The organism is Hymenobacter sp., from assembly GCF_036388155.1.
Taxonomy (GTDB): Bacteria; Bacteroidota; Bacteroidia; order Cytophagales; family Hymenobacteraceae; genus Hymenobacter.
The window spans coordinates 1-11,144 of the sequence record NZ_DASVSI010000095.1; the positions used below are offsets into that span (position 1 = coordinate 1).

The window sequence follows — 11,144 nt, forward strand, 5'->3', positions numbered from 1 at the left end:
CTTGCTCGAGTTCTTTATCCACGGCAGCAGCCACGACACCGGCCGCCGCTTCGTGATGCCGGCCAGGGCCGGGCCCACCACCTGCTCGTTCACCGCGTGGCACTGCGCGCAGTTGTTCTTGAACAAGGCGTCCCCCGCCGCGATGGCGGCTGCATCTCCCCCACCGCCGCCGTTGCCAGCGCTACCAGCTGCGGCTGGAGCGGTGGCAGTAGCCGCAGTGGCTGTGGCCGTGGCGCCGGGCACCACGCCTTCTTTTTTCACGTCGGCGGCGGAATTGGTTTCCTGAGCCCAAGCCTGTTGAGCGCCGGCGAACGTGAGCAATAGCGCCAGCAACAGTTGGGGTAATGAACGAAGTCGAATGCTATTCATAAGAAAATAGACGGTAAAACGAAACGCTAGGGCATTTCAAGGCCACAAATGTAGGTCAGGAATCGTAGGCGGCAAAAACCAAAATGCAATTTCTAGGCGCCTTGGGCCGTTCGCATTGGCCCATTTATATGCTCAATTCTCATGTTTGCCCACTATTGCTGCTCCGGATACCCCGTTGTCCAGGTTGTTCTTAACGGGAGATTGATAAACAGTTCTGCGGGGGCTTAATGCCCTCAATAGCAACCCCAGAAAGGACGGGTTTGTTGCAGTTGGAGAACATAAATCTGACTTAGCTGCTCCGGCCGTTCTGTAGCGGCGGCGGCTACCTAGTCCTATGACGTTAAGGGGAGGTCAGGGGAATTTATTCGACAACCACGGCTGTTTTTTGACACCTTATACTATTTAGGGGAATGCTACACTTGGCAATCTGCCCGAATGTCAGTACCTTTGCGCCCCAATCAAATTTTTTCACCCCCAAATTTTCACCCCGTCGTAATGGAAGTAAGAAATTACGAGACGGTCTTCATCGTAACTCCCGTGTTGAACGAGAGCCAGGTGCAAGAGACGGTCGAGAAGTTCACTCAGGTGCTTAAGGAAAATAGCGCCGCCCTTTTATCCACTGAAGCCTGGGGCCTGCGCAAGCTGGCGTACCCAATTCAGAAGAAGAACACAGGCTACTATTACTGCCTGTCGTACACCGGAGAAGGAAACATCGTTGACGTACTCGAGCTGGCGTTCCGCCGCGACGAGCGCGTCATCCGGTTCTTGACCACCGTGCTCGATAAGCACGCCGTGGAGTACAACAACCGCCGCCGCAACGGCGAGATGAATCTGCAAAAGGCTGCGAAAGAAACCGAAGCCGTAGCCCAATAATCCGTATAGTAGATATGGCAACTCCCGCATTCAACCGGAACAACGACCGGTCGGCTATGAACAAGCCGCAGGACACCCGCAAGAAATATTGCCGCTTCAAGAAGAACGGCATTAAGTACGTGGACTACAAAGACCCGAACTTCCTGCTGAAGTTTGTGAATGAGCAGGGCCGCGTGCTGCCCCGTCGCCTCACCGGCACCAGCTTGAAGTTTCAGCGCAAAGTGACTCAGGCCATCGCAAAGGCCCGCCACTTGGCCTTGATGCCCTACGTAGCCGACGCTCTGAAATAAATTATAAATTTTGAATTATAAATTTTGAATTAGGACGGGCACAGCTTGCTCTTTTATAATTCAAAATCTATGATTTATAATTTCTCTTCAAATGGAAATCATCCTCAAAGACGACGTTAAGGGCCTCGGGTACAAGAACGACATCGTGACCGTGAAATCGGGCTACGGTCGCAACTTCTTGTTGCCGCAGGGCTTGGCTATGCTAGCCGACAAGACGAACAAGAAAATCACGGCCGAGAACGTGCGTCAAGCCGCTCACAAAGCCGATAAAATCAAAGGCGACGCCCAAGCCATTGCCGACCAAATTGGCGACATGGTACTGGACCTGCCGGCAAAAGTGGGTGAAAGCGGCAAGATTTTCGGCCGCGTGACCACCTTGCAATTGGCTGATGCTCTGAAGGCTAAAGGAGTTGACGTAGACCGCAAGCGTCTCTCGTTCGACCAGGAGCCTTCGGTTGCCGGTGACTACACCGCTACCGCCAACCTGCACAAAGAAGTAAAGCACACGGTGAAATTCCGCGTGGTAGCTGAGTAGTTTTTGCTTGGCAACTGTTTAAAAAAAGCCCTGCCCCTTGGCAGGGCTTTTTTTATTACGGCATTCGACCCAGACCCCGGTTACGGGCTATTTTTGCTTTAATGTTTAGAACCGAATTACCCATTGCCCCCGCTACGGGCCAGCTGCCGCGCACGGCGCGGGTGCTCACCGCGGGCTCCTGTTTTGCCGATAGCATCGGCTCGCGGCTGGTGGCCCACAAGGTGGAAACCCTAGTGAATCCGTTTGGCACGGTGTTTCAACCCTTGGCGCTGGGGCGGCTGTTGCGTGCCGCGGCTGGCGAAGATGTGGACTGGCAGCAGCACGTGGTGGAAGCCCGGGGCCGCTGGCAGAGCTATGACCTGCACGGCAGCATTGGGGCCGACTCGCCGGTGGAGTTGCTGCAACACATTCAGGAGCTGGTGCGGCGCACGGGGGACTTTCTGCGCCAAGCCGACGTACTGCTGCTAACGCTGGGCACGGCTTGGGCCTATCGCCTTCGCGAAACAGGAGAGCTGGTGAACAACTGCCACAAGCAGCCCGCCGACTTGTTTGTGCGAGAGTTGTTGACGCCGGATGAAATCATCAACAACTTGGCCGAGACGCACGCTTACCTGCGCCGCATCAACCCAAATCTGCGCTTTGTGCTGACGGTGAGCCCGGTGCGTCACCTAAAAGACACGTTGCCGCTGAATTCGGTGAGCAAGTCGGTGCTGCGCGTTGCCACGCACATACTGAGCGACTTGCTGCCCGGCGTGGCTTATTTTCCGGCTTATGAGCTGCTGGTAGATGACTTGCGTGACTACCGCTTCTACGCGGCGGACATGCTGCACCCATCGGAAGTAGCCGAAGATTACATCTGGGACAAATTTGCGCGCACCTACTTCGACGCTGAATTTGGTCGCTTCCGTAAGGAATGGGCTTCTGTGCAGAACTCGCTGACGCACCGGCCCCTGCACTCCGGTGCTCCCGAACATCGTCAATTTTTGGAAAATACCTTGGCCAAGCTCGAGCAATTCAGCCTGCGCAAAGTGAGCGTCGATGCGGAGTTGCAACAAGTCAGGACGCAACTGGCAGCGCTGCCCGTGCCCCGGGCTTCCGAGCCGGTTGAGGTGGTGGAGGACGATGAAGAGCGAATTGATATTGGCGAAGGCTCGGCACCAGAGGCAACGCCAGTTGCTGAAGCACGGCCACCGCGGCTGTCGCCAGAGGAATTCCGCGCCCAGCGTGCGGAACGTGACACCCGGCGCCACGAGCGCGGGCGCCGCGATGGTCGCGGCAAAGGCCAACCCCTCCAGCCTAGTGAAAATGAGCAATTCCAAACCGCTTCGGCTTCTTCGGTTGAGCCAGTAGAGGACCTGATTGCCTTGCCGACGGTACAACCCGTTCAGCTTGAGGCAGCGGAGGAACTTTTGAACATCTCCTCTCCTGCTCAGGAAACGCAACCCGTAGCTGGCGCCGAGGAGCCGGTCAAGAAGAAGAAGCGCCGTTCGAGGGGCGGCGCCAAACGAACTGCTCGCAAGCATGCACTGCGTCTGGCAACTGGGGAAGCCGCACCTGAAGCATCAGTTACTGACAACTTCGAAGCCGAGGCCGCGACGCAGGTTACTGCTGCAGAGACGCCCGCACAGGAGGCGGAGGGCGATTTGGCTTCGCCTCCCGACATCCAAAACCCTGACAAACAACGGAGTCGGCGCGATAAAGCTGGCCGTGTGCCGAGGGTGCCGCTATTTGCGCCTAACGCCCCTACGCCGGAAACACCAGACGCCACCGCTGCTGTAGATGCGGAAGCTCCTGCCATAGAGACGTCGGCGCCGGCGGTAGAAACGGCAGCAGTTATTGCTGAGGCGGTGAACCCTGAGCCGGTAACGGAGCCTAAACAACCCAGAAACAATCGAAACAGGGGCCGTAAATCAGCCTCCAATGTCCCTGCTGACCGCACTGCAGAACTTGCGTCTGGCTCACCGATTGAGGCGCGACAGTCGGTGCCTGCAACGCCGGATGCAGAACAGCCAGTTACGGCGCCTGAGCCAGCAACCGCTCCTGCAGCTGAAGCTTCTCCTGTGGCCAGTGATAATGCCCCGGCGCCCGTGGTGGCCCCGGCTCCTGCTCGTCGGACTAATCGGGCGAAGCGTGCCACGACTGGCGCGCGTGCCGAGAAACCGGCCGTGGATGTGCCCGTAATCCCCGTGCCCGATAAGAATCAGGTGCGTACGCAGGTTGCTGCAGGTCGCATGACGGGCTCGTCGGCTACGTTGATTGAACCCACAGCTGAGGCAACGGGCTCGAAGAAGAAACTTACGCCTAAAAAAGCTTCAACGCCCAAAGCGAAGGCGCCACAGGCACCAAAAGAAGCTAGCGAGCCGGCCGCACCTGCCGTAGATACGCCAGCTGAGAAACCCACAAAGGCCGCGCCCAAGCGCAAAACCGCAGCAAAGTCAAAACCCGAGGCACCCAAGCCGACCAAGCCGGCTGCCAAAGCGCCTCGAAAGCCAGCCAAACCAGCTGAATAATTTTTCAAACCCGGCTTTTTTCGCCGGGTTTGTTGTTTACGTCCTTCACGCCTCATTCTCATTCAAGATGGCCTACGCTTCCCCAGCCGCAAACCGCCTCGCTCAGGAAACCAGCCCCTACTTGCAGCAGCACGCCCACAATCCGGTGGACTGGTTTCCGTGGGGGCCGGAAGCCTTGGCCCTGGCAAAAGCGGAGCAGAAGCCCATTTTGGTCAGCATCGGGTACGCGGCTTGCCATTGGTGCCACGTGATGGAGCGGGAATCATTTGAAGACTCAGCCGTGGCAGCGGCCATGAATGCGCACTTTGTGTGCATCAAAGTGGACCGCGAAGAGCGGCCTGACGTGGACCAGATTTACATGGCGGCCTTGCACGCCATGGGCCTGCAGGGCGGCTGGCCGCTAAACGTGTTTCTTACCTCTGAGGCAAAGCCGTTTTATGGCGGCACTTATTTCTCCAAAGGCAACTGGGTGCAACTGCTAAAAAACATTGGCGAAGCCTATGCCGGCGAGCACCGCGCCGAGCTGGACCAATCGGCCGAGCGGTTTATGGAGGTTATTGCGGCCAGCGAGCTGGGCAAACACCGCGGGAGCCAGGAAGCACAGCCGTCGCCAGCAGGTGCGCTGGCAGGGCTGCAAAGCGGCAACCCAGCGGGCGTTTCAGAGGAAGAATTTCAGGTGCTGGTCCGCAACCTTACGGAGCAATTTGACCGCGAGCTTGGGGGCATGAACCGGGAGCCCAAGTTTCCCATGCCCAGCGTCTGGCGGTTTTTGCTGCGGGCCTACGCCATTAGCGGCAGCCAAGCGCTGCTGGACCAAGCCGTGCTCACCTTACGTGAGATGGCCTGGGGTGGCATTTACGACCAAGCGCACGGCGGTTTTGCCCGGTATTCGGTTGACGGCCAGTGGCTGGTGCCGCATTTTGAAAAGATGCTTTACGACAATGGGCAAATGGTGAGCCTGTACAGTGAGGCATTCCAACTAACCCAGGACGAGCTGTTTCGGGAGGTGGTGTACGACACCGTGGAGTTCATCCGGCTGGAATTGACCAATGCCGACGGCGGCTTCTATTCGTCGTTGGACGCGGACAGCGAGGGCGAGGAAGGCAAATTCTATGTCTTCACAAAAGAGGAACTGCAGAAAATCTTGGGCGATGAGGAAGCGTTGTTTTCGGCTTACTACAACTGCACGGCGGCCGGCAACTGGGAACACGGGCGCAACATCTTGCACCGTCGCAAAACCGATGCGGCTTTCGCTGCCGAGCACCAGCTCACGCCCGGCGTGTTGGCGGACTTAGTGACTGGCTGGAAACAAAAAATCATGGCCGTGCGGGCTACCCGCCCCCGGCCTGGCCTCGACGACAAAATCCTGACCGGCTGGAATGCGCTCCTGCTCCAAGGCCTCACCGATGCGTACCGGGCGTTTGGCGAACCCGAGTTTTTGGTGGTAGCGGAGCGAAATGCGCGCTTCATTCAAGCGAACCTGCGCGACGGCAACCGCCTGTTTCGAACCGGTAAAAGCGAGCGCGCCAGCATCAGCGGCTTTCTCGAAGACTATGCGTTGGTAATTCAGGCCTACATCAGCCTGTACGAAGTCAGCTTTGTGGAAACGTGGCTGCGCGAGGCAGAGTCCCTGACGGAATACGTACTCCAGCATTTTTTCGACCCCGCCGAATCCTTGTTTTTCTACACCGATAGCACCGCCGAACCCCTGATTGCCCGCCAAAAAGAGCTATTCGACAACGTCATCCCCGCTTCCAACTCGGTGATGGCGCACAACCTGCGCCGCCTGGGTCGCCATTTGGAACGCTCCGACTACGTGGCGCTTGCTGCCCAAATGCTGGCTCAGGTGAAGCCATTGGTGGTGAAGGAGCCCCAACACCTGGCCAACTGGGCCGCGCTGTACGCCGCCTTGCTACGGCCGGGGGCCGAAGTGGCCATCATCGGGCCCGAGGCCGATACCTTCCGCGAAGAACTTAGCCGGCAATTTTTGTTTGATACGGTGCTGGCCGGAACTGAAACGGCTTCGAAACTGCCGTTGCTTGCTTTGTTGAAGCCTGATGCAACAGGTGGAACGGCCGTGCACGTGTGCCGCGAGCAGGCTTGTTTGGCCCCAGTGTTCAGCCCAGCCGAAGCCCTGGCCGGGCTTTAATGCGGCTACGCGGGCTGGCCCTGGCGGCCTGTTATCTTTACCATCCGCCCCTACCCTTTTCCTTGTTTTGAGTCTCGCTCTCGATTTTATTTCCCCCGTGGCTGCTCCCTCGGCCGACCGGGTGACGCTGTTTGCCGACGTCATTCTGCCCCTGCCCTTGCCCCGGCTCTACACCTACCGGGTGCCGTATGAGCTGAACGACAACGTGGTGATTGGCGGCCGGGTCATTGTGCAGTTTGGAGCCAAAAAGACGCTCAGCTGCATTGTGGCGGCCGTGCACGAGAACGCGCCGAAGGAATACCAGGCCAAGTACATTCTTGAGTTCATCGACGACGCGCCCGTGGTCACGCAGCCGCAGCTCAAGCTATTCCGCTGGATGGCCGACTACTACATGTGCACCATTGGCGAGGTGATAAATGCGGCCTTGCCCTCGGCGCTCAAGCTTAGCTCGGAGTCGCGCATTCAATTGCACCCGGGGTTTTCACGGGAGGAAAACGAGTACCCGCTCTCTGCACAGGAAGAGGTGATTGTGAATGCGCTGGGGAGCGTGGAAGACAGCAAAGCCCTCACGTTTACTGAAGTTGGCGACCTGCTCGGCATCACGTCCTTTCACAAGGTGATAAAGTCCTTGATGCACAAGGACGTCATTTTCCTTTTCGAGCACACCGCCGACAAGTACGCGCCCAAGGTGGTGAAAAAGGTGCGGCTTTCGCACCTGTTCGTGGCCGAAGCCTCCATCGAGCAGCTGTTCAACAACCTCAGCAGCAAGCCCAAGCAGCTCGACGTGCTGATGAAATACCTGCAGCGCGTGCCCGTGTACCAGAACGAGCACGCCAACCAGAAAGGTCTCGAAAAAGCCGCCCTCACCAGCAGCCCGCACCTCTCGGCTTCGGCGGTGAATACGCTTATCAAAAACGGCGTGCTGGAGCAGTTCGACGTGATTGTGAGTCGTTTCCCGCTGGACGATGAACCCAGCGCTCAACTGCATTTCAGCCTGACCGAGGCCCAAACCGCGGCGCGCGACGAAATAATGGCGCACTTCGGCGAGCGAGAAATTGCGCTGCTGCACGGCGTGACGGGCGCCGGCAAAACGGAAATCTACATCGACCTGATTCGCAAGGCGCTGGAAAGCGGCGGGCAGGTGCTGTACTTGTTGCCCGAAATTGCCCTCACGGCCCAGATTGTGAGCCGCCTGCTGCGCGTGTTTGGCTCCCGGCTGGGCGTGTACCACTCCAAATTTTCCGACAACGAGCGGGTGGAAGTGTGGAACGGCGTGCTCTCGGGCCGGTTCCAGGTGGTGATTGGGGTGCGCTCGGCGGTGTTTCTGCCGTTTGATAACCTCTCGCTCATCATCGTGGACGAAGAGCACGAGTCGAGCTACAAGCAGTACGAGCCTGCCCCGCGCTACAACGCCCGCGAAGTGGCCCTGATGATGGCCAACTTCCAAGGAGCCAAGACCTTGCTGGGTTCGGCCACGCCGGCCGTGGAAACCTACTACCAGGCCAAGCAGGGGCGCTACGGGCTGGTATCGCTCACCAAGCGCTTCGGCGAAGCTGGCATGCCGGACATTGAGCTGGTGGATACCCGCAAGGCCCGCGAGCACAAGACCATGCACAACCACTTCACGGCCGATTTGCTGGGCGAAATCGAACGTAAGCTGGGCGCGCAGGAGCAGGTCATTCTGTTCCAGAACCGGCGCGGCTACGCGCCCGTGGTAGCTTGCCAGGACTGCGGCTGGATACCCAAGTGCACCAACTGCGCCGTGAGCCTGAGCTACCACAAGCACAGCCACGAGCTGCGCTGCCACTACTGCGGCTACCACGACCCCATGGTGACCAAGTGCCCCGCCTGCGGCTCCCGGGCCGTGAAAACCCAGGGCTTCGGCACCGAGAAGATTGAGGACGACCTCAAAATCATGCTGCCCCAGGCCAACATCCAGCGCATGGACCTGGACACGACCCGCGCCAAAAACAGCTACCAGCAAATCATTGCCGACTTCGAAAAGCAGAACACCAACGTGCTGGTGGGCACCCAGATGGTGACCAAAGGCCTCGACTTTGCCAACGTGAGCCTGGTGGGCATCATCAACGCCGACAGCATCATCCACTACCCCGATTTCCGGGCCCACGAGCGGGCTTACCAAATGTTTGTGCAGGTGAGCGGCCGGGCCGGGCGCAAGGGCAAAAAGGGCAAGGTCATCATCCAGACGGCCGACCCCACGCAGGTGATTTTCGACAAGGTCATCCGCAACGACTACATCGAATTTTACAACTACGAAATCGTGCAGCGGCGCGAGCACGGCTACCCGCCCTTCATGCGCGTCATCAAGATGACCGTGAAGCACGTGGAGCAGGGAGTGGGCGAGCAAGCCGCTATTTTGCTCACCCAGGAATTAGTGGACCGGCTGGGCCGCACGGCCGTGTTGGGGCCCGAGGCGCCTTACATTTTCCGTATCCGCAATTTCTATCTCCAGGAAATCACCATCAAGCTCGACCGCGCCCACACAGTGCTGAAGTGGGCCAAAGAGCAGATTTATGCGGCCATGGACGTGGTGAAAGACAACAAGGAGTTCAAACAGGCGCGCCTAGTGGCCGACGTAGACCCGATGTAGTTGCCGCCGATTGATAACAAAAAGGCCCGTTCAGTACCTGAACGGGCCTTTTTAACTTGTGGCAACTTGTAGGGCTTACAGGTTATCGAGGAGCCACAGCACGATGAAGATGACGCCCAACAGCGCGACGATGGTACCAATCAATCGGCTAAAAATACCGACCAGCAAGCCCACCAACAGCAGGATGATGCCGATGCGCAGGTTACCGCTGATTTTTTGTGCTTTGGCCGTAGCCAAAGCCTTCTTAAATTGGGTAATGCCAGCTAGTGTGCTAACCGTGCGGACAGCCCGCGAAGCTGCAAACTTTTTCAAACCAGTGACTTTGCGCGCGTTTTCGGGCAGCGTGGTAACGGTTGCGGCGGTGGTTGCGGCAGTAGCAATTGCGCTGGCCTCAGTGGCCGGAGCTTCGGGAGCCGTGGCGGCGGCTGGCTCTTGCTTAACTTGCTTAGCGGCCACGATTGGCTTGGCTACAGCGGCGGGTGCCGCGGCCACGGCGGCCGGAGCGGTGGGCTCAACCGTGGTTGGGGCAGCGACTGGCGTTGCTTTTTGGGTGGCAGCGGGCACGGGTGTGGCCACGCGCGTCACGCCGTGGTAGGAGCCGCCCTTCGGTAGCATAGCGTATTCGGCACGATTGCAGCTACCCAATGTCAGTGCGCAAGCAGCTACGGCCGCCAACTTGGCAAATGGGAGAAAAAAGTTTTTCATGATGAATGGGGTAAGGGTAATAGAATGGACTTAAGGCCCGTTTTACGGTCAAAACTACAAACCGGTGATTATCGCGACGCATTTTCTTGATTGGAGCGTTACCCAAGTGACGGCACCTTGGCCATTAGGCTCCGGCGCGCAAGCGCTGAACGCGCCTGTATTGATTGTTGTTGACTACTCTAAATATGCTTACTTGCAAATCGTATGAGTTACTGTTTTTCAACATGGCAGCGGGCGGCTAGTGTAGTGGGTGTAGGCAGCGGCATCGGAATTCTGATGATGAGCTGCACCCAGTTGCCAGCCGAAACGCACCCCAGCGCCAGCGCCCTGCGGAGCCTGCAAACGGTGGTGCGGTCCGATACTAGCGGCTACGAAACAGCACCGCCGCGCGACCCCAACGGCATTGGCACCTACTACATGGGCCGCCAAATTGCCCACGTCATGGGCCACGAGGGCGCGGGCTGGCTCGAACGCAGCGGCCGCCGTCAGGAGGAAGGCACCGATATCTTGATAAATGAGTTGAAGCTAAAGCCTACCGATGTGGTGGCCGACATCGGCGCGGGCACGGGCTTCTTTACCTTCCAGCTCGCCAAAAAAGTACCCAAAGGGCAAGTGCTGGCGGTCGACATTCAGCCCGAGATGATAACGGCGCTGCAAGCCAACAAACGCCGCTTCAACGCGCCCAACGTGCGGCCCGTGTTGAGCACCGCCACCAGCCCGGCCCTGCCGGCCGACAGCGTGGACCTGGTGCTCATCGTGGACGCGTACCACGAGTTTGACCACCCGCGCGAGATGGGCCGGGCCATTCGCCGGGCATTGCGCCCCGGCACGGGCCGGCTGGCATTGGTCGAATACCGCGCCGAAGACCCCAACGTGCCCATCAAGCGCATTCACAAGATGAGCGTGGAGCAGGCCCGCAAGGAAATGGCCGCCATTGGGCTGGAGTTTGTCGAGACCATTGAGCGACTGCCGCAACAGCACTTGCTGGTGTTTCGCCGGCCCAAGTAAGCGGCTGTGAAAAGGTAAAACGCGCGAGGTGAAAGCGAAAAGGCCCGTCTGATAACTCCAGACGGGCCTTTTCGCTTTCACCTCGCGCGTTTTA

General features: G+C 58.5%; 9 protein-coding genes. 7 read left to right on the forward strand and 2 right to left on the reverse strand.

Translation table 11 applies throughout. The features are described 5' to 3' along the window. Positions 1–369 (reverse strand): cytochrome c (locus VF629_RS13150; RefSeq protein WP_331058947.1); only part of this gene is annotated, 369 nt, incomplete at its 3' end. Positions 370–864: 495 nt separating this feature from the next. Here VF629_RS13150 and rpsF point away from each other — a divergent pair. The 6 genes from rpsF (at position 865) to priA (ending at position 9,337) form a co-directional block, all read left to right on the forward strand. Then, positions 865–1,242 carry a 30S ribosomal protein S6 gene (gene rpsF, locus VF629_RS13155; RefSeq protein ID WP_331058948.1) on the forward strand — a complete coding sequence of 126 codons (378 nt, stop codon included), beginning with the start codon at positions 865–867 and terminating at the stop codon, positions 1,240–1,242. A gap of 56 nt (positions 1,243–1,298) precedes the next feature. Then, positions 1,299–1,532 carry a 30S ribosomal protein S18 gene (gene rpsR, locus VF629_RS13160; RefSeq protein ID WP_035561439.1) on the forward strand — a complete coding sequence of 78 codons (234 nt, stop codon included), beginning with the start codon at positions 1,299–1,301 and terminating at the stop codon, positions 1,530–1,532. 91 nt (positions 1,533–1,623) lie between these two features. Beyond that, on the forward strand, positions 1,624–2,067 hold the full coding sequence (gene rplI / locus VF629_RS13165) for a 50S ribosomal protein L9 (RefSeq protein ID WP_331058949.1): 444 nt from the start codon (positions 1,624–1,626) through the stop codon (positions 2,065–2,067). Positions 2,068–2,168: 101 nt separating this feature from the next. Then, a complete protein-coding gene (locus VF629_RS13170) occupies positions 2,169–4,577 on the forward strand; it encodes a GSCFA domain-containing protein (RefSeq protein ID WP_331058950.1) in 2,409 nt (802 codons plus the stop codon). A 67-nt stretch (positions 4,578–4,644) separates the two neighbouring features. Further along, positions 4,645–6,726 (forward strand): thioredoxin domain-containing protein, encoded by a 2,082-nt coding sequence (locus tag VF629_RS13175; RefSeq protein WP_331058951.1) that lies wholly within the window; start codon positions 4,645–4,647, stop codon positions 6,724–6,726. Positions 6,727–6,793: 67 nt separating this feature from the next. Then, on the forward strand, positions 6,794–9,337 hold the full coding sequence (gene priA, locus VF629_RS13180) for a replication restart helicase PriA (RefSeq protein ID WP_331058952.1): 2,544 nt from the start codon (positions 6,794–6,796) through the stop codon (positions 9,335–9,337). A gap of 75 nt (positions 9,338–9,412) precedes the next feature. Here the strand turns inward: priA and VF629_RS13185 are convergent, their stop codons facing one another. Beyond that, positions 9,413–10,042, reverse strand: coding sequence for a hypothetical protein (locus VF629_RS13185; protein WP_331058953.1), 630 nt, complete (start codon positions 10,040–10,042; stop codon positions 9,413–9,415). Positions 10,043–10,246: 204 nt separating this feature from the next. On the opposite strand from VF629_RS13185, the gene VF629_RS13190 reads away from it, so the two are divergent. Next, on the forward strand, positions 10,247–11,050 hold the full coding sequence (locus VF629_RS13190) for a class I SAM-dependent methyltransferase (protein ID WP_331058954.1): 804 nt from the start codon (positions 10,247–10,249) through the stop codon (positions 11,048–11,050). The last annotated feature ends 94 nt before the right edge of the window (positions 11,051–11,144 follow it).